The 23,318-nt window shown below is 59.1% G+C and carries 23 protein-coding genes and 1 tRNA gene; 12 read left to right on the top strand and 12 right to left on the bottom strand.

The annotated features are described in order from the left end of the window. Window positions 1–621: ATP-binding cassette domain-containing protein (locus tag ACO4XG_RS10025; RefSeq protein ID WP_485129705.1), on the bottom strand; the 621-nt coding region annotated here is incomplete at its 3' end. A 174-nt stretch (window positions 622–795) separates the two neighbouring features. On the opposite strand from ACO4XG_RS10025, the gene ACO4XG_RS10030 reads away from it, so the two are divergent. Next, on the top strand, window positions 796–2,160 hold the full coding sequence (locus ACO4XG_RS10030) for a CitMHS family transporter (RefSeq protein WP_308509522.1): 1,365 nt from the start codon (window positions 796–798) through the stop codon (window positions 2,158–2,160). Window positions 2,161–2,248: 88 nt separating this feature from the next. Here the strand turns inward: ACO4XG_RS10030 and ACO4XG_RS10035 are convergent, their stop codons facing one another. Beyond that, window positions 2,249–3,178, bottom strand: coding sequence for a LysR family transcriptional regulator (locus tag ACO4XG_RS10035; RefSeq protein ID WP_308509523.1), 930 nt, complete (start codon window positions 3,176–3,178; stop codon window positions 2,249–2,251). A gap of 131 nt (window positions 3,179–3,309) precedes the next feature. Between ACO4XG_RS10035 and citD the strand changes: the two genes are divergently transcribed. From citD to ACO4XG_RS10065, 6 genes are all read left to right on the top strand, one after another. Then, window positions 3,310–3,609 carry a citrate lyase acyl carrier protein gene (gene citD, locus ACO4XG_RS10040; protein WP_304946467.1) on the top strand — a complete coding sequence of 100 codons (300 nt, stop codon included), beginning with the start codon at window positions 3,310–3,312 and terminating at the stop codon, window positions 3,607–3,609. Further along, window positions 3,606–4,508, top strand: a complete 903-nt coding sequence (locus tag ACO4XG_RS10045) for an aldolase/citrate lyase family protein (RefSeq protein ID WP_308509524.1) — start codon at window positions 3,606–3,608, stop codon at window positions 4,506–4,508. Before citD ends, ACO4XG_RS10045 begins: the two co-directional genes overlap by 4 nt. Continuing rightward, window positions 4,509–6,071 carry a citrate lyase subunit alpha gene (gene citF / locus ACO4XG_RS10050; RefSeq protein WP_308509525.1) on the top strand — a complete coding sequence of 521 codons (1,563 nt, stop codon included), beginning with the start codon at window positions 4,509–4,511 and terminating at the stop codon, window positions 6,069–6,071. 131 nt (window positions 6,072–6,202) lie between these two features. Beyond that, entirely contained in the window at window positions 6,203–7,240 is a 1,038-nt protein-coding gene (locus ACO4XG_RS10055; RefSeq protein WP_308509526.1) for a [citrate (pro-3S)-lyase] ligase, read from the top strand. 12 nt (window positions 7,241–7,252) lie between these two features. Further along, a complete protein-coding gene (citX, locus tag ACO4XG_RS10060; protein WP_308509527.1) occupies window positions 7,253–8,689 on the top strand; it encodes a citrate lyase holo-[acyl-carrier protein] synthase in 1,437 nt (478 codons plus the stop codon). 46 nt (window positions 8,690–8,735) lie between these two features. Continuing rightward, window positions 8,736–8,808, top strand: a tRNA-Thr gene (locus ACO4XG_RS10065). A gap of 173 nt (window positions 8,809–8,981) precedes the next feature. Here ACO4XG_RS10065 and ACO4XG_RS10070 read toward each other — a convergent pair. Beyond that, the gene (locus tag ACO4XG_RS10070) at window positions 8,982–9,155 is read right to left on the bottom strand and encodes a ribbon-helix-helix protein, CopG family (RefSeq protein ID WP_308509528.1); all 174 of its coding nucleotides are present in this window, start codon (window positions 9,153–9,155) and stop codon (window positions 8,982–8,984) included. Window positions 9,156–9,259: 104 nt separating this feature from the next. On the opposite strand from ACO4XG_RS10070, the gene ACO4XG_RS10075 reads away from it, so the two are divergent. Next, window positions 9,260–9,508, top strand: a complete 249-nt coding sequence (locus ACO4XG_RS10075; protein WP_009532725.1) for a type II toxin-antitoxin system Phd/YefM family antitoxin — start codon at window positions 9,260–9,262, stop codon at window positions 9,506–9,508. Beyond that, the gene (locus ACO4XG_RS10080) at window positions 9,508–9,771 is read left to right on the top strand and encodes a Txe/YoeB family addiction module toxin (RefSeq protein WP_308509529.1); all 264 of its coding nucleotides are present in this window, start codon (window positions 9,508–9,510) and stop codon (window positions 9,769–9,771) included. The genes ACO4XG_RS10075 and ACO4XG_RS10080 overlap by 1 nt, the downstream gene beginning before the upstream one ends. Window positions 9,772–9,787: 16 nt before the next feature. On the opposite strand, the gene ACO4XG_RS10085 is transcribed toward ACO4XG_RS10080, so the two are convergent. From ACO4XG_RS10085 to ACO4XG_RS10120, 8 genes are all read right to left on the bottom strand, one after another. Then, the gene (locus ACO4XG_RS10085) at window positions 9,788–10,705 is read right to left on the bottom strand and encodes an ADP-ribosylglycohydrolase family protein (protein WP_308509530.1); all 918 of its coding nucleotides are present in this window, start codon (window positions 10,703–10,705) and stop codon (window positions 9,788–9,790) included. A 136-nt stretch (window positions 10,706–10,841) separates the two neighbouring features. Continuing rightward, window positions 10,842–11,468, bottom strand: coding sequence for a precorrin-8X methylmutase (locus tag ACO4XG_RS10090; protein ID WP_308509531.1), 627 nt, complete (start codon window positions 11,466–11,468; stop codon window positions 10,842–10,844). Beyond that, entirely contained in the window at window positions 11,465–12,949 is a 1,485-nt protein-coding gene (locus ACO4XG_RS10095; RefSeq protein WP_308509532.1) for a cobyric acid synthase, read from the bottom strand. The genes ACO4XG_RS10090 and ACO4XG_RS10095 overlap by 4 nt, the downstream gene beginning before the upstream one ends. After that, complete coding sequence (locus ACO4XG_RS10100) at window positions 12,931–14,043, bottom strand: pyridoxal phosphate-dependent aminotransferase (RefSeq protein ID WP_308509533.1); 1,113 nt, start codon at window positions 14,041–14,043, stop codon at window positions 12,931–12,933. The genes ACO4XG_RS10095 and ACO4XG_RS10100 overlap by 19 nt, the downstream gene beginning before the upstream one ends. After that, a complete protein-coding gene (gene cobT / locus ACO4XG_RS10105) occupies window positions 14,040–15,128 on the bottom strand; it encodes a nicotinate-nucleotide--dimethylbenzimidazole phosphoribosyltransferase (protein WP_308509534.1) in 1,089 nt (362 codons plus the stop codon). The genes ACO4XG_RS10100 and cobT overlap by 4 nt, the downstream gene beginning before the upstream one ends. A gap of 1 nt (window position 15,129) precedes the next feature. Beyond that, window positions 15,130–15,876 (bottom strand): precorrin-3B C(17)-methyltransferase, encoded by a 747-nt coding sequence (gene cobJ, locus ACO4XG_RS10110; RefSeq protein ID WP_308509535.1) that lies wholly within the window; start codon window positions 15,874–15,876, stop codon window positions 15,130–15,132. Continuing rightward, a complete protein-coding gene (gene cobM / locus ACO4XG_RS10115; protein ID WP_308509536.1) occupies window positions 15,873–16,646 on the bottom strand; it encodes a precorrin-4 C(11)-methyltransferase in 774 nt (257 codons plus the stop codon). The genes cobJ and cobM overlap by 4 nt, the downstream gene beginning before the upstream one ends. A 280-nt stretch (window positions 16,647–16,926) precedes the next feature. Beyond that, entirely contained in the window at window positions 16,927–17,889 is a 963-nt protein-coding gene (locus ACO4XG_RS10120; RefSeq protein WP_308509537.1) for an L-lactate dehydrogenase, read from the bottom strand. A gap of 222 nt (window positions 17,890–18,111) precedes the next feature. Between ACO4XG_RS10120 and ACO4XG_RS10125 the strand changes: the two genes are divergently transcribed. Next, window positions 18,112–19,977 carry a glycerophosphoryl diester phosphodiesterase membrane domain-containing protein gene (locus ACO4XG_RS10125; RefSeq protein ID WP_308509538.1) on the top strand — a complete coding sequence of 622 codons (1,866 nt, stop codon included), beginning with the start codon at window positions 18,112–18,114 and terminating at the stop codon, window positions 19,975–19,977. A gap of 7 nt (window positions 19,978–19,984) precedes the next feature. On the opposite strand, the gene ACO4XG_RS10130 is transcribed toward ACO4XG_RS10125, so the two are convergent. Further along, window positions 19,985–21,292: a hypothetical protein gene (locus ACO4XG_RS10130; protein ID WP_308509539.1), complete on the bottom strand. Its 1,308-nt coding sequence runs from the start codon at window positions 21,290–21,292 to the stop codon at window positions 19,985–19,987. A gap of 133 nt (window positions 21,293–21,425) precedes the next feature. Between ACO4XG_RS10130 and ACO4XG_RS10135 the strand changes: the two genes are divergently transcribed. Then, window positions 21,426–21,944, top strand: a complete 519-nt coding sequence (locus ACO4XG_RS10135; protein ID WP_308509540.1) for a transcription repressor NadR — start codon at window positions 21,426–21,428, stop codon at window positions 21,942–21,944. A gap of 94 nt (window positions 21,945–22,038) precedes the next feature. Continuing rightward, window positions 22,039–23,130 carry a PTS sugar transporter subunit IIC gene (locus tag ACO4XG_RS10140; RefSeq protein WP_308509541.1) on the top strand — a complete coding sequence of 364 codons (1,092 nt, stop codon included), beginning with the start codon at window positions 22,039–22,041 and terminating at the stop codon, window positions 23,128–23,130. The last annotated feature ends 188 nt before the right edge of the window (window positions 23,131–23,318 follow it).

Genomic DNA, 23,318 nt, shown 5'->3' on the forward strand with positions numbered 1-23,318 from the left:
CGCCGCATCCTCCTCGTCGTGGGTCACAAACACCGTCGTGAGACCGCGCGAGCGCTGTTCCCAACGGAGAAGTTCCGTGAGTTCCCGGCGAAGTGGCGCGTCGAGACCGGTAAAGGGCTCATCGAGCAGCAAGAGCCGCGGGCGCACCAAAAGGGCGCGGGCCAGTGCCACGCGGCGCTGCTGTCCGCCGGAGAGCTCTGCCGGAAAGCGCGCCTCGAGGCCGGTGAGTCCGAGCGCGGGCAGAAGTTCCGCAATGCGCGCCGCTGCCTCTGCCGCTGTGACACGCGCTGTCACAGTCCCGGTCAGACAGATTTCCAGATTCCGATAGACCGTGAGCGCCGGAAACAGGCGGTGCTCCTGAAAGACCATGCCGAGCTGTCTCTCTTCGACCGGGCACTCGTTCATTCGCACACCGTCAAAACGGATTTCACCCGCCGCGAGCGGTAAAAAGCCCGCAATCGCGCGAAGCAGGCTGGTCTTTCCTGCGCCGGAGGGACCAAGGAGCGCAAGCAGCTCCCCCGGCTCAACCGATAGGTTCACATCGCGAAAGATTTCCGTGTTCCCGCGCACCAGCGCCGCATCCCGCACGCAGAGCGCCGCACCTTCGTTTCTCTCAGACAAACCGCTACCTCCTGTCCGAACGACCTGTATTTTTCGTTATTTTGCATACAATGTGCGACCATAAGAAGAAGATTATAAATTTACCCTTGAAATGATATTTGTAAATTTTCCGTATTTTCAGTATATTCCTTTTATATATTACTGCCAAATTTGGACTAAGGGGGTACATGCAGTATGAACCAAGTAACCGTAGGCATACTCGGGTTTTTGACCATCATTGCGATTGTCGTCACACTCTTTAAGAGTAAAACCCTTCCGAGCATCGCTTTCATCCTCTTCCCGTCGATACTCGCACTGATTCTGGTGTTCGGCGGCTACTACACGTTTAAGGATGTTGCGTCTCTCATCAAAGAAGGCTTTAAGAGTACCGGTCCCACGGCTGCTCTCTTTGTCTTCTCCGTCCTCTTCTTCGGCATCATGACGGATGCCGGCCTCTTCGACGTTATCATCGGCAAGCTCATGAAGCTGGTCGGCGACAATGTCATCGGTGTCGCGGTCATGACCGCGATCATCGCAATCATCGGCCACCTAGACGGCGGCGGCGCTTCGACCTTCCTGATTGTAGTCCCCGCCATGCTGCCGGTCTACAAGAAAATGCACATGCGCAAAACTTCGCTGCTCCGCATCACGGTTCTCGCGATGGGTGTCCTGAACCTGATGCCCTGGGCAGGCCCCACGATGCGCGCGGCTTCCGTGCTCGGCATGGAGGCAGGTCAGCTCTGGAATAAGCTGCTGCCGATTCAGGTCTTCGGTATAGTCCTTGCACTGGCACACGCGGTTCTCACCGGTATTCAGGAGAAGGCGCGCGGCGCGGGTCTGAACGGCAAGCTTGCACAGACTGAAGAGGCGGTCGAGGTCGAGGCAGGCCAAGAGGGACAGCTCGGCGAACTGGCTCGCCCGAAGCTCTTCTTCTTTAACATGCTCCTCACGATTGCGGTCATCGCCTTGCTGATCTGGGATGTGTTCCCGAGTTATGTTCCGTTTATGCTCGGCGTCGGCATCTCGATTCTCGTGAACTACACGGACATCAAACTCCAGAAGAAGATCCTTAACTCCCACGCGGTTCCGGCTCTCATGATGTGCACCACCCTGATGGGCGCTGCGCTCCTCATGGGTATCCTCGTGAAGACTGTCAAGGTCGACGACGTTGCGATTCCGAGCGTTGTGAGTTGCATGTCCTCTCTGATCACCATGATTCTTCCGGCTGCACTCGGCGCGCACCTGCCGCTGGTCATCGGTATTCTCTCGGTTCCGCTGGCGCTGGCGTTCGATACGGACAGCTACTTCTACGGTATGCTCCCGGTCATGATTTCGATCGGCGAGGGCTTCGGCATTCCGGCGCTCCCGATTGCAATTTCCATGGCGGTCTGCCGCAACTGCGCAACCTTCATAAGCCCCATGGTTCCGGCGACCCTGCTCGGCGTGGGTCTTGCAGAAGTGGACATCAAGGATCACATCCGCGCAAGCTTCTTCTATGTGTGGGGCTTCTCCTTCCTCTGCATGATTTTCGCAATCCTGGTCGGCATCATCCCGGCGTAAATCCGAGGAAGCAAACATTCAAGCATAAGAAAATGCTCTGCCGATTGGCAGAGCATTTTCTTTTCGTATGCGGCGTAACGGACATGGCTCAGGCCTCCGGGAGCTCCTCGGTTCGCGGCATTGCAAAGTCCGGCTTCAAGAGCCGAATCAGCTCGACCATGTAGTGCGTGAGGTACTGGTCCTTCCTATGGCAGATATAGAAATGCCTCCCCTGTTCCACATCGATGAGCGGGTAGACCACGCAGGTCTTTTTGAGTTCCGGTGAGATATCGATGTAGTTCTTCGGACAGAGGAACACGGCCTGACAGGGCCCCACCGCGTGCTTCGCGACTTCAATGCTCTCGGTCTCGAAGAGGATGTCGGGGGAGATGTGCGCGTCCGCGAAGAGTCCGTCCTGGGTGATGCGAGTCGAGTGCCCGGTGCGAAGGCTGATGAAGGACTCTGCCTCGGCCTCTCGTATGCCGATGGGCCTTCCCTCTTCCATGCGTCCGGCGAGCGCCGTATTTCTGGAGGCGAGCAGCACCAGTTCCTCGCGGTTCACGAGGATGTAGTTCAGCGCGTTGGTCTTTGCGCTGGTCGTGAGACAGGCGAGATCCAGTTGATGATTCAAGAGCATGGTTTCGAGCGCATCCGATCCCAGTTCCGTCAGCTTTAAGTTCACGGCCGGATAGCGCGCGTGAAAGCGCGGAAAGATCTCCGGTAAGAGTTCCAGAGAGCGCTGCAGGGGCATGCCGAGGCGTATGCTGCCGCGCGTCCCGAGGCGTATCTCCTCGAGCTGGCGCTCCAGATTTTGCTGTATGCTCTGAATGGCGCGGGCCGCCTGCATGTAGCACTCACCGGCAGGGGTCAGAACCATGGGGTTCGTGTGCCGCACAAAGAGCTCCGCGCGCAGTTCCTCCTCTACCTTTCGCACCATCTGGCTCACCGAGGGCTGGGAGACATAGAGCACCTCGGCCGCGCGGCTGATGCTACCCTCCCGGAATATGGTGAGCATGTATTTGATTTGTCGTTCGTTCACGCTTGTTTCCTCACGCTATTTTTATAATAAAAACACTATACTCATCATAGTCAATAATTACCTTGAAGTCCATACCCAACAAAAGTTACAATGATTTCAGACAATTGTTTGTTACGCAGAAGGAGGCAGCTATGGAGATCAAAAAGCCGGCGGTCGCCGGCACTCTCGAGTCCAGCGATTGCCAGGTCACGGTGGAACCGGGCAACGGCAAGGTCGATTTTTCGCTGGAGAGCGCAGTCATTCACCAGTTCGGAAACCAGATCAAAAAGGTGACGCTCGAGACCCTTAAGGATCTCGGCATCGACAATGTAAGAATCTCGATTGTCGATAAGGGCGCACTGGACTGCACGATTAAGGCACGCATTGAGGGCGCCGTGTTCCGTGCAGTGGATCAGTACGACAACATTCCCTGGGGAGGTGCGGTCAGATGAGCCATCCGAATAAAAAGCGCCTGCGCCGCTCGATGATGTTTTTGAATGCGCAGAAGCCCTCTTTAATCAAGGATCCCTATCTCTACGGTGCAGACTCACTGATGCTGGACCTTGAGGATGCGGTCGCCGTGACCGCAAAGGACACGGCGCGCTTTTCGCTCTACCAGGCGCTAAAGAATGTCGACTACCGCGGCTGCGAGCGCGTGGTGCGCATCAACGGCCTTGACACCGAATACTGGAAGGAAGACATTCGCTGCTCGGTCGCGGGCGGCGTGGATGTGCTCCGCATCCCGAAGACCGAAGACGCCAAGATGGTCAAGGCGGTCGAGGACGCTGTCCTTGCCGCAGAGCGCGAGTTTGAGCGCCCGGAGGGTTCCACGCTCTTAATGGCGGCACTCGAATCCGCAAAGGGCGTCATGAACGCCTACGAGGTCTGCACCTCTTCCGAGCGCATGATCGGCATTGCGCTCTCGGGCGGCGACTACACGAAGGATCTGCAGACCAAGATCACCGGCACCGGCGTGGAACTCATGGGCGCGCGCCAGCTGATGATCATCGCAGCGCGCGCTGCGGGCGTGCAGTGCTTTGACACGGTCTGGACCGACCTCGACAATCTCGAGGGCTTCCGGAAAGAAGTCATGCTGATTAAGGACATGGGCTTTGACGGCAAGTCCATCATCAACCCGCGCCAGATTCCGATTGTCCACGAAGTCTTCACGCCGAGCATGAAGGAGATCATTTTCTCCGAGAAGGTGATCCGCGAGATCGACTCCAAGCGGAAGGAAGGCATAGGCGTCTTCACAGTGGACGGCAAGATGATTGACATTGCATTCTACGACGGCGCGCAGCGTGTCATTGCGCTCGCCAAGGCATCCGGCGTGTACAAGGGGGAACTCTAAATGAAAAATGCAGTCGGCAGAGATATTCCGGAAGAGATTTTACGGGTGACCGGAAAGGATGTGTTCCGCGGCTCCCATGCGATGGACGGCAAAGAGTACCGCCACGACGGCGCGCGCGTCAAGCCCGTCATCAATTCCGAGGGCTCGAAACTCCTCCCGTCCATCAAAGACGCACTGTTAAAGTGCGAAATCAAGGACGGCATGACGCTGAGCTTCCACCACCACTTCCGCGAGGGCGACAAAGTCCTCAACATGGTCATGGAAGAGGTGCATAAGCTCGGCATTAAGAACATTACCATCTGCGCTTCCTCCATGGGCAGTCAGAATAACCCCATCGTCTACATGATCGACGACGGGACCATCACCAACATTCAGAGTTCGGGTGTGCGCGGCGAAATCGGCAAGGCCATCTCCGAGGGACGTCTTCAGGGGCTCGCAATCATGCGGAGCCACGGCGGCCGCGTCCGCGCGATTGAGTCCGGCGAAACCCACATTGACATCGCCTTCATCGGCGCGCCGACCGCGGACGAGTACGGCAACTTAAACGCAAACGGCGGCAAGGCAAACTGCGGCGTGCTCTCCTACTCCGCACCGGATGCGCTCTATGCGGACAAGGTGGTCGCGGTCACGGACTGCCTGGTTCCCTTCCCGAACTGGCCGCATCAGATCAGCCAGATTTATGTGGACTATGTGGTCGTGGTCGATGAAATCGGCGATCCCTCAAAGATTGCGACGGGTGCGGCAAAGCCGACCTCCGACCAGAGAAAGCTCCTCATGGCAAGCTACTGCACCGAGGTCGTGAAGCGCACGCCCTACTTTAAGGACGGTTTCTCTTACCAGACCGGTGTCGGCGGCGCTTCGATTGCGAGCACGATTTCGCTCGCGGATGTGATGCGCGAGCGGAACATCCACATGAGCTTCGGTGTCGGCGGCATCACGAAGCCGATGTGCCAGCTTCTCGAAGAGGGGCTTGCGCGCACGCTTGTGGACACCCAGGACTTTGACGAGTACGCGATTCAGAGCGCGGCGACCAACCCGAACCACCACTACATCACGGCGGGCGAGTATGCGGACCCGTTTAACAAGGGTGCCTATGTCAACAAGCTCGACTTCGTGATTCTTGCGGCCCTCGAGGTCGATGTGCACTTCAACTGCAATGTCGTGGTGGGCTCGAACGGCGTGGTGAGCGGCGCGCAGGGCGGCCACCCGGACACGGCGGCGGGCGCAAAGTGCACCATCGTGATCACGCCGATTCTGCAGGGTCGTATTCCCTCGGTCTGCACCGACGTGACCACGGTCACAACGCCGGGTGAGGACGTGGATGTCGTGATCACCGACTACGGCATCGCGATTAACCCGAAGCGGCAGGATTTAATGGACGCGCTGAAGGATTCGGGTCTCCCGTTAAAGAGCATCGAAGAGCTCCGCGACATTGCCTATGCGATGACAGGCGAGCCGGAGCGCGTGCAGTTCGGAGAGCGCGTGGTCGGTATCATCGAGGCGCGCGACGGCAGCATCATGGATGTGGTTCGCGAGATTAAGCCCTTTCAGTTTGCGGACTAAATAAACAGGCAGCGTCGGAACCGAAACCGGTTCCAAAACGCCGGGGAGCCTGCCCCGGCGTTTTGTTTTTCCCTACTCTGTGCTATGCTGAAGCGGCAAACGGTAACAGATTTCGGAAGCGAGTACCTTGTATGACAGACAATTATCATCTCGGAGAGATTCTGCTCTCCTATCCCTCAGAGTCGAAAAAGCTCCGCGCCTTTCTCGCGGAAAATAATTTGCAGTGCGAGCCCGATCTCGATGCGGCCTACGGCATCTTCGACGCGGACGAAACTCTGGTTGGCTGCGGCTGCGCCGCCGCTTCGCTCCTAAAGTGTTTTGCGGTCAGCGAGGAACTGCGCGGACAGAATGCGCTCGGCACCCTCCTCTCGGCTCTCATTGAAAACCGCTTTCAGCGCGGCTACTTTGATCTCTTTGTGATCACGCGGCGCGAAAAGGCGCTGCTCTTTTCTGCCTGCGGCCTTCGCCTGCTCGCGGAGACGGGCGCGCTTGCGATGCTCGAAAACCGCCCGGACGGCCCCGAGCGCTATGCGGAGCGCGTGCGCGCTGCCCTGCCGCCGCACGAAGGAAAAACGGTCGGCGCGATTGTGATGAACTGTAATCCCTTTACGCTCGGCCACCGCGCGCTCGTGGAATACGCTGCGGCAAAGGTAGACCTGCTCTGCCTCTTTGTGGTCGAAGAAAACCGCTCTCTTTTCCCGACCGAGGTTCGCTTTCAGCTGGTCAAAGAGGGCGTCAAAGACCTGCCGAATGTACATGTCTTTTTGAGCGGCCCCTATATGATTTCCGGCAACACCTTCCCGACCTATTTCCTAAAAGCGGGGGAGGATGCCGCCGCCCTCCAGTGCGAACTGGATGCGACACTCTTTGCGCGCTGCCTCGCCCCGAAGCTCGGCATTTCCGTCCGCTTTGTGGGCTCGGAACCGCTGGACCCGACGACAGCCTGCTATAATCGGGCGCTCCGGGAACTTTTGCCGCCCGCCGGTATTTTGCTCGACGAACTGCCGCGGCGTGAACTGGGGGCTACGCCGATCAGCGCCTCCCGGGTGCGCGCCCTGCTCGAAAAAAAAGGCGTCTGTCCGGAAGTACTGTCTCTCGTGCCCCCGGTCACAGGCGAATGGTTAACCGCCCATTGGAATGAACTTGCAGCGCTCAAAGCTTCTTCCTGAGAAAGGAGTTCCATGTCCGATTTTACCCCTTACGCCGTGAGCGTCGAAGATATGATGCAGGCGCGCGATGAGCGCGTCCTCGCGCAGAACGAAATGCTCGCGGCGGCGGCTTCCTTTCCCGCGCCGACCGCCCTTCTCTCCTTCGGCATGAATATTCCGGGCGCGGTGAAGCAGACGCCGCTCATTCGGAGCGGCTTTCTCTTCGGCAAAGAGCAGCTCACGGCGCTCTTACAACGCGAGGACTACGCGCTCCTCCTGACGCGCGAACTGCGCCGCGTGAGCGGGGACAGCTGGCTTTGCCTGGTCGGAGCACCGCCCGAAGCTGTGAAGCGCCTCGCCGTTTCGCTCGAAGACAGCGAGCCGCTCGCCCGGCTCTTTGACATCGACGTGCTGGATTCTACGGGACGGAAACTATCCCGCGAGGATTTTTCTCTGCCGCCCCGCCGCTGCCTGCTCTGCGAGGAGGCAGCCGTAGTCTGCGCGAGAAGCCGCGCCCACAGTGTCGAGGCGCTCTTTTCCCGTTGCGAAGCTCTGCTCCACGAGGCCTTTCCGCTCTCCGCGTCTTTCTTCTCCGCGCTCGAAAACCATGCGGCACTCTCCCTCCTCGACGAAGTCTACGCCGCGCCGAAGCCGGGACTTGTGGACCGCATCGACGCCGGTGCGCACGCGGATATGAAATTCGAGGACTTTATCCTGAGCACCGCCGCAATCAGCCCCTTCCTCCGGGAAATGGCGCTCGTAAGTTACCAAAGCTGCTTCACGCTTCCCGCTTTGCCGAACGCAGCTCGCAAAACGGAAGTCGCGCTCTTTCCGCTGCTCCGGGAAATCGGAAAACGCGCCGAATACGAGATGTACGATGCAACCGGCGGTGTCAACACGCATAAGGGCGCTGTCTTTACCCTAGGACTCCTCTCTGCAGGCGCAGGGCTCCTCTACGCCAAAAGCGGCAAGCTCGGCGCCGAGGCCATTTTGGATGAGGTGCAAAATCTGGTCGGCGATACTCTGCGGCAGGAGCTTGCCGAATTAAAGGCAGGGGAAGTCGGAAAGGCCCACGGCGAAGCGGTGCTGCACCGCGACGGCGCTGGTGGCGTTCGCAGCGCGGCGGCCAAGGGCTTCCCGGTGCTGCGCAGTGTTGCCCTGCCTCTGCTTCGGCAGTACGAGGCAGAGGGACAGCCTGCAGAGGCAAGCGCCCTCAATGTGCTCCTGCATCTCATCCTGCATGTCTCCGACACCAATGTGCTGTACCGCGGCGGGAAGGACGCCCTGCTCACCCTCCGCGCGGACTGCCGCAACATTCTCTCGCACGGCGGCGCTTTTACGCCGTCGGGAACAGACCTGCTCTACGAGCTCAAGGAAACTTGTAAGCAGCGAAACGTAAGTCCCGGCGGCGCCGCGGACCTTCTCTCGGCCTCCTTATTTTTACATCGGCTCGAGAAAACTTTTCATTGACAATGACTTCTCTCCGTGCTATTCTATACAAGCCTTATGGCAAGAGGCTGATGTAGCACAGTCGGTAGTGCGTCGCATTGGTAGTGCGGAGGTCACGGGTCCGATTCCCGTCATCAGCTCTTCATAGAAAGCACGTATTTACGTCGGAAACGGCGTAGATGCGTGCTTTTTCTTTGTCGCGATTGGCGAAATATCGGCTGTATCCTATGCAAAAAGTGCTTCGATTTGGAGCATTCATCACACGAACCATCACACGAAAAAGAGGGCGCGGCTGCGCCCTCTTTTTCCTAAGTCAGTTCTGCTTGTTCAACAGGTAAATACCGCGCCGAATTGCCTCTGCCCGTGTCACGCCCTCTTTGGCACAGTACGCTTCCAAAATCGCGTCCGCCTCGGCATCCAACCGCACATGGATAGGCCGGCCTTTCGGGTTATCCGTCGGACGTCCCATCTTCTTTTCTTCTGCCATTCTGTCTCCTTTCTCTTGCCTTTTCTCTCTGTGCCTTCCTCATTCCAAGCTTCTTGACACGTCCAAATATGTACGTTATCATGTACGCACAAGGAGGTGTCGTTATGCTGAACACAAATATTACCAACTTCAGAAAAAACATCTTTGAACTTCTGGAACAGACCATACGTTATAACGAACCTGTGAATATCAGCACCAAAGCAGGCAATGCTGTCCTAATCAGCGAGGAAGACTATAACAGCCTGATGGAGACCTTGTATCTCTCTTCTCTCCCGAAAGAACGTGCGAAGATTATCGAGGGACTGCACACCTCTTTGGAAGACTGCCTGTCGGAAGATGAGGTCACTTGGTAATGTATACCATCGTGTATACAAAAAAAGCCGCTGCCGATATTCCCAAGCTAAAGTCGGCAAAATTGGATACAAAAGCCAAGGCGCTGATCGAGATCCTAAGAGAAAATCCCTACCAAACACCCCCGCCCTACGAAAAGCTGATTGGGGATCTTCAGGGGGCTTATTCCCGGAGAATCAATGTTAAACATCGTCTTGTCTACGAGGTTCTCGAAGAAGTCAATACCGTAAAAATCATCAGCCTTTGGACGCATTACGAATTCTAGAATACCGCCGAAGCGCCTAGCAGCGTATCGCCTCCACGCCTTCGCAGAGCTCCCGTATCCACTCTTTCCGCGGTATCACTTCAATCCATTCCGTTGGGATACCTGTTTCGTCGTCAAGGCCGTAGATGAGCCCCGCAAGGCCGCCCGCCACCGCACCCACGGTGTCTGTATCATCTCCGAGGTTTACGGCGAGGAGGGCGCAGTCGCGGTAGTTTTCTGTCCGTAAGAGGCACCAGAGCGCTGCTTCCAGCGTGTCTACGACATAGCCGCTGCTCTTAATCTCCTCGCGGCTCAAGGTCTCGATTTCCGGGAGACGGACATAGTTCTGCCAGGCGGGCTCGTGTCCGTAAATCCGCGCGGCGCGCTCTAAGGCAGAGGAAAGCGCCGCCCGCTTTTCGTTTCCGCAAAGCAATTCCACTGCGACAAACACATAAATCAGGCAGCCGATGTGCGAAATCACGTGGTTGTGGGTGAGTCCCGCGACCCGGCGCACAGCGGCTGCCTTTGCTTCGTCCGTCCCCTCGAGTAAAAGGCCAAGCGGCAGCATGCGCATCAGCGCGCCGTTTCCGTTGTCCCACTCTCCCGTTCCGCCGCAGTTCTCGGGCGCGACTCCCTGCCCGTAGGTCCAAATGGCCTTTCGGCAGGCATTGCCCACATCAAAGACATGGTTCCGCGCCGTGAACCGGTTCTCAAAGAGCCAGAGAAAAAAGTTCTGCATGATATCGGCGGGATCCACACAGCCCTTGCGCTTAAAACTCTCCAAGGTCGCAAGCGTCATGGAGCTGTCATCCGACCAGGTGCCGGGCAGCTGCCGGTAGGTCCCGTAGCCCGTCATTTCCGTCACCAGATAGCTGTCCCGCGGCTCAAACTCGACCGGAACGCCGAGCGCATCCGCGACCACCAATCCCATGACGGCCTCGTAAATCTTGCTCATCTCACTCTCCCTTCTCTTTCTTCCCCGGATTTGTCCCGCTGTATTCTTTGTCTTCCGTCCCTCTACCGTCACCTTTGTCTCCGCTGCTTCTGTCTCGGTTTCCTGAGTAATCTCTCAGCGAGCTGTAAGGAAGCGATCAGATCTGATAGAGAATCGCGTTCACGATAGCAGCCGCGACGGTCGAGCCGCCCTTACGGCCGCGCGCAATGATATGCGGCGTGCTGCTCCCGACAAAGAGTTCCTTTGCCTCGACCACATTGACAAAGCCGACCGGCGCTGCGATTAAAAGCGCGGGCTTCAGTTGCCCGGCATCCATGAGTTCCTTGATTTTTACAAGCGCGGTCGGCGCATTGCCGATTGCGAGGATCAGCGGTCGCTCCGCAGAGAGCGCCGCCGCACGCTCCATCGAGACCGTCGCGCGGGTCACGCCTCTCTCCTTTGCTTCGGCGGCCACATCCGCCTCCGCCATGAAGCAGCGCGCAGAGGCGCCGAAGCCCGATAGCTTCGCCTTGTTGATGCCGGCAAGCGCCATATTGGTGTCCGTCACAATGCAGGCGCCCTGCCGTATCGCCTCCTTGCCCCGCTCGACCACGTCTTCCGAAAAGAGCAGGCTGTCCGCAAACGAAAAGTCCGCCGTCGTGTGTATGACCCGCTTCACGACCAAGTCAACACCGGCCGGAAAACAGCGATCGCCGAGTTCCTCGCTGATACGCCGAAAGCTCTCTGCCTCGATTTCCTCCGGCTTCCAAAATTCTATGCTCATCTCTCCACTCCCATGATGCGGTACAGTTCCCGCAAGTCAACATGTTCCCGAAGCGTTTGCGAAAGAAGCCGGAAGCCCGCTTCCTGCCGCTCCCTGCGACTTTTCAGCTTGTGCGGATAAGTAAGTCCCTTTCGCGCCGCGAGCGCCTTAAGGAGCGTCTCCGCGACGCCCGGCTCGTCAAAGAGACCGTGCAAATAGCTTCCGCACACCGCGCCCGCAACGCAGCCGTCCGCACGCCCGCAAAGCTGCTGAAAGCGCTCTCCGCCGTCTCTCATACGGCTCTGTCCCATGTGTATCTCATAGCCGCGCGGCTTCTCGCCTGCGAGGGCTGCCCAGAAGCCGCTCGAAGCCGTAATTGTTCCGGCTGCGCAGACCGTTTGCTTGGCTGCGTAAAACACGGTATCGACCGGCAAGAGCCCAAGTCCCGCCGCCTCTACGCCGCTCTCTTTATCCCGCAGTGTTTCGCCGAGCATTTGGTAGCCGCCGCAAATACCGAGCACCGGGCGGCCGGAAGCCGCAAAGTCCCGAATACACGATGCAAAGCCCTGTGCCTTTAACCACGCGAGGTCATCCAGCGTGCTCTTGGAGCCCGGCAAAATCAGGAGGTCCACAGCCCCGATTTCCGCCGGGCTGCTCACATAGCTAAGCGCTACCTCCGGCGCCGCCTGCAGCGGGTCGAAATCCGTGAAGTTCGAGAGCCGCGGAAGGCGGATCACCGCGATGCGAAGCAGGGCATCCGCCTCCCGCTCCGTCTTCCGAAGCCGTTCCGAAAGGGAATCCTCATCCTCCAAATCAAAATGGCGGTAGGGAAGAACCCCGAGCACCGGTTTTTCGGTGAGCGCCTCAATCTGTCTGAGGCCCGGCTCCAGGATTTTGATATCGCCGCGGAACTTGTTGATCACCAAGCCCTTGATGCGCGCCTGCTCTGCCTCTGAGAGGAGTTTTACCGTCCCGTAGAGCGCGGCAAACACGCCGCCGCGGTCTATATCACCGATTAAGATGACTGGGGCATCGACCGCCTCGGCAAGACCCATATTCACAATGTCGTCCGCGCGGAGGTTAATCTCCGCCGGGGAACCCGCCCCCTCAATCACAATGATATCCTGCTCGGCCGCGAGGCTATGATAGGCCTTCAGCACTTCCGAGAGCAGTTCCTTCTTCTTTTTCTGATATTCGATTGCACTGTAGTCCCCGACCGGTTTTCCGCAGAGCACCAGCTGGGAGCCCGTGTCCGAGTTCGGCTTTAAGAGTATGGGGTTCATGCGCACATCCGGCGCAATTCCGGCCGCCTCCGCCTGCATGGCCTGGGCTCTTCCGATTTCGAGCCCGTCCGGCGTGACCGCGGAGTTCAGCGCCATATTCTGCGATTTGAAGGGGGCCACCCGGTAGCCGTCCTCCCGAAAGACGCGGCAGAGCGCCGCCGCAAAAAGGCTCTTGCCCGCGTTGGAGCAAGTGCCTTGAATCATGATTGCCTTTGCCATTCGCCCTCCTTCTCAAACGCAGCGAGTGACGAGAGAAGACGCCGATTCTCTTCGGGCGTCTTGACCGCGGTTCGAAAATAACCCCCGGAAAGTCCGCGAAAGTTCGCGCAGTCTCGAAGCGGGAGTCCCCGCGCCGAAGCGTAACGAAGTCTTGCCGCGTTTTTTTCCGCGTCCGGCTCTGTGTCCGAGACGAGCAGAAAATTACACTCGCTCTCCGAGACCCATAGCCCGAGAGCACGCAAGCCCGCGGCGAGTTCCGCCCGCCAAGCAGCAAGCAGCGCCGCGCTCTCCTTCTCCCAGTCCCCGGAGGCAAGGGCCGCCTCCCCGGCCGCCTCCGCGAGCACCGAGACCGGCCAGGGCTGTCCCGCCGCAAAGAGTGAAGCGCAAAGCGCTGGGTCCGAGCTCACGCAGTAGCCGAGCCGCACGCCCGGCATCGCAAAAGTCTTGGTAAACGCGCCGAGCAGGATGCGCCGCGCTATGTCTCCCTCTCCGCGCAGATACTTTCGGAGTGAGGGTGCATCGTCCCGGTTCAGAAAGCCAAAGAAGCACTCGTCGGTAATGAGGGTAATATGATTTTCCTCACAGCGCCGCAGAATGCGAAGAAAGAGCTCCTCCGAGGGGACCAGCCCGGTCGGGTTATTCGGGAGACAGAGCCAAAAGAGTTCTGTCTCCTCCCGCAAGTCATCGAGCACGCGCGCCGTGAGTTGAAAGCCCTCTTCGCGGCGCAGCACATGAAAGTCACAGTGACAGCCGCGGCGCGTGAGCGCTCGCTCGTACTCCGAAAAACTCGGGGCAAGGAGCAGGGCGCGCTTTGGCCTAAGCACCTCCGCGAGCCGCTCAATCACATCCGCCGCGCCGTTTCCGCAAAAGACCTGGGTCTCGCTAACGGCATAGCGCTTCGCAAGCGCCGCGCGAAGCCCGCTCGCAAAGGGGTCCGGATAGTGGATGCAGGCAGCGACCGCGCGGTGCAGCGCTTCCTCCACCGCAGGCGGCATGCCGCGCGGGTTGATGTTCACCGAAAAGTCCGTAATCCCGGCTGCCTGCACGCCGCCCTGCGGAAAACAGGCGCCGCCGTGTTCGTAGGCGGAATTCATTGCTTCCCTCCCTGCTCCGTGTAAGCCGCAATGCCGAGCTCCGTAAAGCTGTCCGCCCCGCGGTACACTGCCTCCGCCATATCAAGGAGCGGAAGCGCCGCGACCGCCCCCGTGCCCTCGCCGAGGTGCAAGCCTGCCGAAATGAGGGGCTTTAAGTCAAGTTCCGAAAGAAGCGCGCCTGCGAGCGGATCCGCCGAACAGTGGCTCGCAACGAGATAGTCGCGGACGCCCGGTGCCAGGCAAAGCGCGGCAAGTGCCGCTGTCTCCGTGATAATGCCGTCGAGGAGCAGCGGAATTTTCTCGAGCGCCGCGCCGAGCATGAGCCCCGCGAGCGCTGCCAGGTCAAGCCCGCCGAGCGCTGCCAGAAGCCCGAGCGCATCGCCGCGCAAGTCTTGATGAAGCGCCAGCCCCTTTTCCACCACGCGCCGCTTGCGTTCCAGTCCCTCATCCGAGAGCCCCGCACCGCGCCCTATGAGCTCTGCGGGATTTCGTTCCAGCAGCGCAGCCGCAAGTGCCGCGCTGGTTGTCGTATTGCCGATTCCCATCTCTCCGGCGAGGAGAAGCGCCGTTCCCCGCCGCTTCTCTTCGGCCGCAAGTTCCATGCCGATGAAAAGCGCCTGTATACACTCCTCCCGTGTCATTGCGGCCTCTTCCGTGAAATCCCGCGTTCCGCTTCGAACCTTACGCCGAAGGATTTCCTCCCCCCGCGGCTCTCCCGCAGTGCCCACATCGACCGGGACAACCGCACAGTCCGCGAGCGCGGCCATGTGGTTCACCGTGCTGCCGCCGTAGGCAAGGTGCTCGCAGACCGCTGCGGTCACCTCCTGCCCGGTCTGGGTGATGCCCTGCTTCACCACGCCGTTGTCCGCACAGAAGACAAACAACTTGCGCGGCTTGAGTTGCAGCGCCGCAGTCCCCTGAATCCCGGCAATGCGAATCAAATCCTCTTCGAGCACACCGAGCCCGTGAAGCGGCATCGCAATCGAGAGAAACTTGCTCGCCGCAACATCCGTCGCCGTCCGATTCGGCGGCAAGATGTGCGCAATCGCCTCAAAAAAAGCCGTCTCGCTTCCTTGCAACGCCACTTTAGCCCTTCCTCTTTTTGTCATAGCCGCGCGGCGTCAGGAGATAGCCGTTCAATTCTATGCTGTCCTCCGCGCCGATAAAGACCGTGGTCCGCATATCGACCTCACGCTCCCGAAGTTCACCGAGTGTCAGCAACTCCTTGCTCTCACCCTTGCGACCGATATTCCGTGTAATCGCACAGAGCGTGTCCGCCCTGCGCGTCTCGAGGAAAATCTCCGCTGCCCGCGAGAGGCAGTCCTTTCGGCTACGGCTGCCCGGATTGTAGATGACCACCGCCATGCCCGAAGCCGCGAGGCTCTTAAGCCGCCGCTCAATCTGCTCCCAGGGTACCAAAAGGTCCGAGAGGCTGATGCAGGCAAAGTCCAGGGTCAGCGGGCTTCCGAGCAGGGCTGCGCCGGAGAGCGCCGCCGTGACGCCCGGCACCACCTCCACCGTGAGCTCCTTATGTGTCGCCGCGAGCTCTAGGATGAGGCTTGCCATGCCGTAAACCCCGGCATCGCCCGAGGAGACCACGGCTACCTGTTTTCCCTGAAGCGCAAGGGCAATCGCCTCTTCGCAGCGCTGTATCTCCTCGGTCATGCCGCTCTGAACGACCTCTTTTCCCTCCAATAAGTCTTCGATCAGCTTTAAATAGGTGCTGTAGCCCACAATGGTATCGGCCGCTTCAATCGTGTGAAGCGCCTTTAAGGTCATGGACTCCCGGTCCCCGGGGCCGATGCCGACCACCGCAATCGTATATGGTTTCATGCTTGTTTCCCCTCTCTGAATTCAGTCGTAAAGCTCGGATCGTAGAGCTTTGAGTTTTCATACGTTTCACCGAGGAAATCCCCGATGAAAAGCAGTGCAGTTTTGCGAATCCCGGCAGCTTCCGCTTCTCTTGCAAGTTCGCCGAGCGTGGTGCGGATGATGCGTTCGTCCGGCCAGGTAGCCTTGTATACAATGGCAGCCGGGGTCTCTGTCGTATAGCAGCCGCCCAAAAGCAGCTCTTCCACCGCCTCGGCAACGCGCCCCGCCGAGAGAAATAATACCAGACTTGCACCGTGCGCCGCGAGTGCCGATAGTTTTTCCTTTTCCGGCACCGGCGTGCGCCCCGCCGCGCGGGTCAGGATGACCGTCTGCGAGACCCCGGGCAGCGTGTACTCCGCACCGAGCGAGGCCGCCGCACCGAAGAAGGAGGAGACACCGGGGCAGACCTCAAAGGGCACCCCCGCCGCCTTGAGAGCATCCATTTGCTCCCGGTGCGCGCCGTAAACAGAAGGGTCCCCGGTGTGCAGGCGCACCACGCGCTTTCCTTCTTTTGCCGCCGGAATCAGGATGTCCAACACCTCGTTTAAGTCAAGCCGCGCACTGTCGTGAATCTCCGCCCCTGTCTTACAGCGCTTTAAGAGTGCGGGATTCACGAGGGAACCCGCATAGACCACGACATCCGCTTCCTCCAAAAGTGCCGCGCCGCGCAGGGTCAAAAGATCCTCCGCCCCCGGGCCTGCACCGACAAAATATACCTTTCCCGCTTCCACCGCTACTCCTTTCTCTCCCGATTCCGGGCATTCCAAACCAACTCCCTGAAAGCTTCGCGCCTACACACCTTGCTTTTGCCTTCAGAAGCCTCTGCGTCTCTCTCGAAGGACTGCTTCGGACGACATTACTTGACCCCTGTCCTTCGCAAGCGCTCCCGTGTTTCAGGCCGTCCCGCCCGAAAAGAGACTGCGCGCCGCCGCCGTCTCTTTCTTTCTCTCACTCCGCTATTGTAACAGAAAAGGAGCCTGTCGTCGCCGACAGGCCCCCGGACTCTCTTGTTCAGTGATGCAGGTCGCGCTCCGCTTCCGCAATCTTATCCTTCAGCTCCTTGCAGGACGCGTTGAACTTATCCTGCTCTTCTTCGGTGATCTGGCATTGAATCACAGACTGCACGCCGCTCGCGTTGATGACCGCCGGTACACCCGCAAAGACGCCGTTCTGCTTGTACTCGCCGCGGAGATAAACCGAGACGGTCTGCACCGAGCTCTCGTCGCCGAGAATGGCCTTCGTTAAGCGGGTCAGCGCGATGCCGATGCCGTAGTAGGTTGCCTTCTTCGCCGCGATGATCTTATCCGCTGCGGTTCGCACATCAACCTCAATCTTTTCGAGCTCTTCCTTCTTGTAGACCCCGTTCGACTCCGCAATCACATCGAGCACCGGCTTCGTTGCGATGCAGACCTGGCTCCACGGCACAAACTCGGAATCGCCGTGCTCGCCCATCACATAGCCGTGAATGCTGCGCGGGTCTACCTTGAAATAGCTGCCGACCAGATAGCGGAGACGCGCGGTGTCGAGCGAGGTGCCGCTGCCGATGACGCGCTTCGGGTTGAAGCCCGAGAGATCGCAGGTCACCTTGGTCATCACATCGACCGGATTGGTCGCAATCAGGAAGATACCGTTAAAACCGGAGTCTGTGACAGGCTCCACAATCGACTTGAAAATGGCGGTATTGCGTGCGAGCAAATCCATGCGGCTCTCGCCCGGCTTCTGCGCGACACCGGCGCAGATGGTCACGATATCCGCCTCCTTGCAGTCGGCATAGGTGCCGTTCCAAATCTTCATGTGCGAACCCGAGAACGCGAGGCCATGGTTCAAGTCCATCGCCTCACCCTCCGCCTTCTCTTTTACATAGTCAATCAAGACGAGCTCATCGCAGGTCTGCTGATTCAGCATTGCATAGGCGTAGCTCATACCGACCATGCCGCAGCCCACCAGTACAACTCTTCTCTTATCCTTTGCCATGATATTCACTCTTTCCCCTTGCGGTTCCTGTACGCCCTCTGCCGGACGTATTGTATACGATACAATTCTACTTTATCACATTTTTCCAAAATGTAGTATGTTTGCTTTGAATAACGGCATAAAATATTGTCTTCCCGCCGCACAGCAACAAAAATGCCGCCGTGTCCCGCGCAGCATGCTACAATGAAGATTACGTTTATTTTCACCGCAAAAGGAGTACTTATGTCTTCTTCCGTCAAAAATCCGACATCCTTTCGCCGCTTTGCGCTCTCCGCGCTCCCGGAGTTCTGGATGTTTCAACTGCTCGCCTCCCTGTTTCTCTTTCCGCTGAGCCGTCTCGTGTGGCGCTTTGTCCGCGCACTCACGGCAAAGAGCGGCGCGCTGACGAGTTCGAACTACCTTCGCTTTCTCGCCTCGTGGCGCGCGCCGGTGCTACTTGTTCTGCTCTTCCTGCTCGTCATGCTCTACCTGCTCTTTGAACTGCTCGCGCCGATTTTCCTCTGCAACGCACTGCTAAGCGGCAGGCAGCTCCGCTACCGCACGGCACTTCTCGACGGGCTCCGCTCGCTCCGGAAATTTGCCTCCCCGCGCGGCCTCCTGTTTCTCTTTTATCTCGCCGTCCTGACGCCGCTCACCGGCGTTGGCTTTCACATCAGCCTGACAAAAAAACTGTACATTCCGAACTTTATCTCCGAAGTCATCGAGACGACGCCGCTCTACTTTCTGCTGTATCTCCTTCTCATGCTGTTTCTCTTCTGGCTCGGCTACCGCATGCTTTTCTTCCTGCATGCGGCGCTTCTTGAGTCCCGCACACCCGGCGCAGCCTTTCGCCGCTCCTCGGAACTGGTGACCTCCAACCGGCTTCGCATCGCAAAAGAGCTCTTGCCCTTGCTCCTGTTTCTCGCCGTCATCCGCCTGCTCGCGCAAGGTCTCTTAAAACTCCTGCCGGCCCTCGTTTTGATCGCGCGAGAGGAAAAGCTGCTGCGCAGCGCAGCCACACTGACCACCGGCACGGACCTCCTCCTGAGCGCCGAAAGTCGCGCCGAACTCCTGTACCGCTTTGCCGCGGCCTTTGCTGTGCTCCTCGGGAATTATCTGCTCTCCATGGTTTCCCTGCTCTGCAGCAGCTACTTTCTGCTTCGCTTTACCAGACTCTTTCTGATACTCGCGCGGGAGCAGGCGCCCGAAGAGCGGCCGCTTCCCAAAAGTCCGCGCCGCACGCTCCTGCTCGCTGCGATGGGCGCCTCCTTGTTCTTTACGGCTCTGCTCTCCTTTGTGCTCTCTTTCCTCTATGCGCCCCTCTTTGCGCGGGAGCAGCACACCAAACTGATTGCGCACCGCACCGGCGGCTATCTCGCGCCGGAGAATTCGGTCGCGGGCATCATCGCCGCGGAAAATGCGGGTGCTTACGGCTCGGAAACCGATGTGCAGCGGACTTCGGACGGCTACTACGTCATCAACCACGATGACAACTTTAAGCGTCTTGCCGGTGTGAACCGGACACCCCAGTCCATGACCTTCCTCGAGGTCAGAGGCCTCACCCTGACCGACCCGCATTTTCCCGCAGAACCCTATCCGGTCGCAACGCTCAGCGATCTTCTGGACGCCTGCCGCGGCAAGGAAAAACTCTTCATTGAGCTGAAAGGCGTGACCGCGGACAAAAAAATGGCGGACGATGTCGTGCGCATCGTCCGCGAAAAAAATATGGTTTCGGAGGTCGTGATTATCTCCCTCTCCTACCGCGTCATCAACTATGTGGAGACCCACTATCCGGAGTTTGACACCGGCGTTCTCTTCTTTGCCGGCGTCGGCAATCTCCCGAAGTTAAACTGCGACATTCTCCTCCTCGAGGAAGAGAGTGTGAGCAACGCCCGCATTGCGGAAGCGCACGCCGCAGGCAAGCAAATCGGCGTCTGGACCGTCAACGACAGCAACGGGCTGTCCCGCTTCCTGGACAGCGAGGTCGACTACATCATCACCGACGACATTCCCCTCGCAAAGGAAACCGAACAGGATCTCCTCGCGCGCACGCCCTACGAGATCTTTGAGGACCGCCTCGGCAATTTCTGGGATTTCATGTTCTTCTGATTCTTCCTTACCGGAGGCTCTCCGGCCGCTCGGCCGCATGCGCCGCGAACTCATCCGCTGTCCCCGCGCCGCGGAAGTCCGCGCTGGTTTTGTATTCGCCGGTCACGGTCACCGTATAGGCGGATTTTCCCTTCTGGTAGACCGTGCCGTCCTCGCCCTGAATCGTGACATCGAGTCCCTTGTCGTCCTTTACCAGCCCCTCGGCGTAGAGCGCGCGGAGCGTCGAATTGCCGTTCACGACCCAGATCGAAGTGCCGTCGATATAGAGGGCAATGCCGGGCGCCTCTGCCTTACCGGGTCCCGGTAGCAGCTGAATGTCTCCGGTGAACTTTGTGACATCGCGGAGGTAAATCGCAGCGCTCGCATCCTCCTCGCTCACCAGATGCCCCTCCATCATTTCGCCGTAAGCGCTCAAACTGCTCTTTGCGCCGTTCGAGGCGAGCAACAAATTGCCCTGCGCTACATCGACCGCGAGCGTGACATTCTTAACCACAATCGACGCATCCGCGGCGTCCACATAGAAGAGATTGCCGCGCTGGGCGCGCAGTGTGCCGCCGGAGAGCAGGAGCTGCGGCGCCGTCGCATTCGCCTCGCTGTTTTCGGCGCGGCGCAGAATCACCGCCGCATTCTTCTGATTGCCGCCCGGCTCCGGCATGTTGCCGGAGACATGACAGTCGTAGAGTGAGAGCTGGGCGCCGTCCTCGAGGGTGAGTGCCTCCGCATTGCCCGCCGTCAGAGTCGCCGCGTTGATCCAGCCCTTGCCGGCCGCGCTGACCGCCGGGGCGTGCTCGCCGGTCGCCGTAAAGGTGCCGCCGGAGAGCGTCATGCTGGCGTCCTTGCCCACAGAGAGTGCCGCGGAATCGTTTCCCGTCGTGCCTATCATATTGTCCCAGGCGTAGAGCGCGCCGCTTCCGCGCGTCTCTATTCCCGGCGATTGCTCCCCGGCTGTCGAGAGCGCCGTGTCCGCAATTTCTACCTCTGCCGTGTCGCCGATCAGAATCCCCGCGCTCCCGGCCGCGTCCGATGTGAGATTCGAATTCTTAACAACCGCCTTGCCTGCCTCCAGGAGCACCACGGCGGTATCTGCCTTGCCGGCCTTTCCGGCGTACTTCCGCGAGAGTTCCGCATTGTTGATGAGCGCCGCACCGCCTGCTTTAATCAGCACCGTGCTCTCGTTCCGCTTCGCGGACGTCACCTCGCCGTTCACGGTTCCCGGTTCTGTAAAGGTCTTGACCCCCTTTGCACTGCCTCCGCCGCCGCAGCCTGCCAGAAGAACCGCCCCGAGCAGACAAACCGCCATTGCTTTTCGTCTCATACCCTGCCTCCTTTTGTCTCATTTTAGCTTGCGGCGGGGATGAATTGCAAGATACTAAACACTTTCTTGAAAAATGATTATTTTCTCACGGTCTGCTATACTGAGACCATTCAGTCTATCCGGAGGTAGCGCGATGCAAAATGATGTCAGACGGGCAGAAATCCTGTCCACACTCGCCAACAGTCAGCGTCCGATCAGTGCGACGACGTTCGCAGCTAAGTACCATGTGAGTCGCCAGAGCATTGTCGGCGATATTGCCCTGCTCCGCGCTTCCGGCGCGGACATCATTGCGACCTCCCGCGGCTACCTGCTCGCGGCGTCACGGCGGCAACCGCTGCTCAAAAAGACCATCGCCTGCCGCCATGACGCCGCTGCAATGCGGGAAGAGCTCTATATCGCGGTCGATGAAGGCTGCACGGTTGCGGACGTGTCGGTCGAGCATCCGCTCTACGGCGAGCTCCGCGGCCAGCTGCAACTCTCAACCCGCCACGAGGTCGATGCCTTCCTCACGCGAAGCGCCGAGTGCGCCGCCCAGCCTCTCTCTCTCCTGACAAGCGGCATTCACCTCCACACTCTTCTCTGCCCCGACGAGGCCGCCTACCGCCGCGTCACCGAAAAACTCCGCGCCGCCGGTATCCTCCTCTCCGAATAACGGGATTCCAAAAGCAAATAGCGCTTCCGCTTGACAGTTTTGTCAGTGTATACTATACATATGTCTTGACACCAGTAAAGTTCAAGGAGGATGTATGAAAGCACTGGCAGCATTTCTGAAACGAAAGGACATCGAAATCTCGGCCAAGCGTTACGGCATTGACGCGCTTGCCGCGATGGCACAGGGACTCTTCTGTTCTCTCCTGATCGGCACCATCATCAACACCATCGGCGCACAGCTCCACCTCGCTTTTCTGACCTCTCCGGTCGCAACGATTGCAGGCACCGAATACACGGTCGGCGGTCTCGCATCGGCGATGTCGGGCCCCGCGATGGCAACCGCAATCGGCTGGGCGCTCCGCTGCCCGCCCCTCGTGCTCTTCTCGCTGATTACCGTCGGCTTTGCCTCGAATGCACTCGGCGGTGCGGGCGGTCCGCTCGCTGTGCTCTTTGTCGCGATTCTCGCGGCCGAGTCCGGCAAGGCAGTCTCCAAGGAGACCCGGGTCGACATTCTGGTCACGCCGCTCGTCACGATTGCGGTGGGCCTCCTCTTCTCTGCCCTGCTCGCCCCGGCACTCGGCAAGGCAGCTATGAAGGTCGGTGACCTCGTGATGTGGGCAACGGAACTCCAGCCCTTCCTGATGGGCATCCTGGTCTCGCTCGTGGTCGGCATCGCGCTGACCCTGCCGATCAGCTCGGCAGCCATCTGCGCGGCGCTCGGTTTAACCGGTCTCGCGGGCGGCGCGGCCTTTGCCGGCTGCTGCGCACAGATGGTCGGCTTCGCCGTGATTTCCTACCCGGAAAACGGCTTCGGCGGCCTCGTCTCCCAGGGTATCGGCACTTCAATGCTCCAGATGGGCAATATCGTGAGAAACCCGAAAGTCTGGATTGCGCCCTGCGTGACCTCGATGATCACCGGCCCCATTGCAACCTGTGTGTTTCACCTCCAGCAGAACGGTGCGGCCGTTGCCTCCGGCATGGGCACCTGCGGTCTTGTGGGACCGCTCGGCGTCTACACCGGCTGGGTCAAGGATGTCGCAGCCGGACAGAAGGCAGCGATTACCGGCGCAGACTGGCTCGGCATGCTGCTGGTCGCTGTGGTCCTCCCCGCAATTCTCTGCCCGTTCATCCACATGGCGGTGCGCCGCATGGGACTCGTGAAGGACGGAGACTTAAAGCTCGCATAAAAAGAGGCGCGCCAACCGGCGCGCCTCTTTTATTCGGAATGAATCCGTTGCTCCCAAAGTGCGGAAATCTCTCTTTCTTAAACACTACTGCCATCCATCTTCGTAAAACTCGCTCTTAACGCCTTCATCCTACTTTGATATGTACCCTCTTTACTGGACACGAAAGTGTCACAGTAAGGAGGGTTTTA

Source organism: Stomatobaculum sp., from assembly GCF_057248925.1.

Coding starts and splice junctions, on each gene's coding strand:
- ACO4XG_RS10030 (WP_308509522.1), top strand. CDS start 796: ATGAACCAAGTAACCGTAGGCATACTCGGGTTTTTGACCATCATTGCG.
- citD (WP_304946467.1), top strand. CDS start 3,310: ATGGAGATCAAAAAGCCGGCGGTCGCCGGCACTCTCGAGTCCAGCGAT.
- ACO4XG_RS10045 (WP_308509524.1), top strand. CDS start 3,606: ATGAGCCATCCGAATAAAAAGCGCCTGCGCCGCTCGATGATGTTTTTG.
- citF (WP_308509525.1), top strand. CDS start 4,509: ATGAAAAATGCAGTCGGCAGAGATATTCCGGAAGAGATTTTACGGGTG.
- ACO4XG_RS10055 (WP_308509526.1), top strand. CDS start 6,203: ATGACAGACAATTATCATCTCGGAGAGATTCTGCTCTCCTATCCCTCA.
- citX (WP_308509527.1), top strand. CDS start 7,253: ATGTCCGATTTTACCCCTTACGCCGTGAGCGTCGAAGATATGATGCAG.
- ACO4XG_RS10070 (WP_308509528.1), bottom strand. CDS start 9,155: ATGGCAGAAGAAAAGAAGATGGGACGTCCGACGGATAACCCGAAAGGC.
- ACO4XG_RS10075 (WP_009532725.1), top strand. CDS start 9,260: ATGCTGAACACAAATATTACCAACTTCAGAAAAAACATCTTTGAACTT.
- ACO4XG_RS10080 (WP_308509529.1), top strand. CDS start 9,508: ATGTATACCATCGTGTATACAAAAAAAGCCGCTGCCGATATTCCCAAG.
- ACO4XG_RS10085 (WP_308509530.1), bottom strand. CDS start 10,705: ATGAGCAAGATTTACGAGGCCGTCATGGGATTGGTGGTCGCGGATGCG.
- ACO4XG_RS10090 (WP_308509531.1), bottom strand. CDS start 11,468: ATGAGCATAGAATTTTGGAAGCCGGAGGAAATCGAGGCAGAGAGCTTT.
- ACO4XG_RS10095 (WP_308509532.1), bottom strand. CDS start 12,949: ATGGCAAAGGCAATCATGATTCAAGGCACTTGCTCCAACGCGGGCAAG.
- ACO4XG_RS10100 (WP_308509533.1), bottom strand. CDS start 14,043: ATGAATTCCGCCTACGAACACGGCGGCGCCTGTTTTCCGCAGGGCGGC.
- cobJ (WP_308509535.1), bottom strand. CDS start 15,876: ATGAAACCATATACGATTGCGGTGGTCGGCATCGGCCCCGGGGACCGG.
- ACO4XG_RS10120 (WP_308509537.1), bottom strand. CDS start 17,889: ATGGCAAAGGATAAGAGAAGAGTTGTACTGGTGGGCTGCGGCATGGTC.
- ACO4XG_RS10125 (WP_308509538.1), top strand. CDS start 18,112: ATGTCTTCTTCCGTCAAAAATCCGACATCCTTTCGCCGCTTTGCGCTC.
- ACO4XG_RS10130 (WP_308509539.1), bottom strand. CDS start 21,292: ATGAGACGAAAAGCAATGGCGGTTTGTCTGCTCGGGGCGGTTCTTCTG.
- ACO4XG_RS10135 (WP_308509540.1), top strand. CDS start 21,426: ATGCAAAATGATGTCAGACGGGCAGAAATCCTGTCCACACTCGCCAAC.
- ACO4XG_RS10140 (WP_308509541.1), top strand. CDS start 22,039: ATGAAAGCACTGGCAGCATTTCTGAAACGAAAGGACATCGAAATCTCG.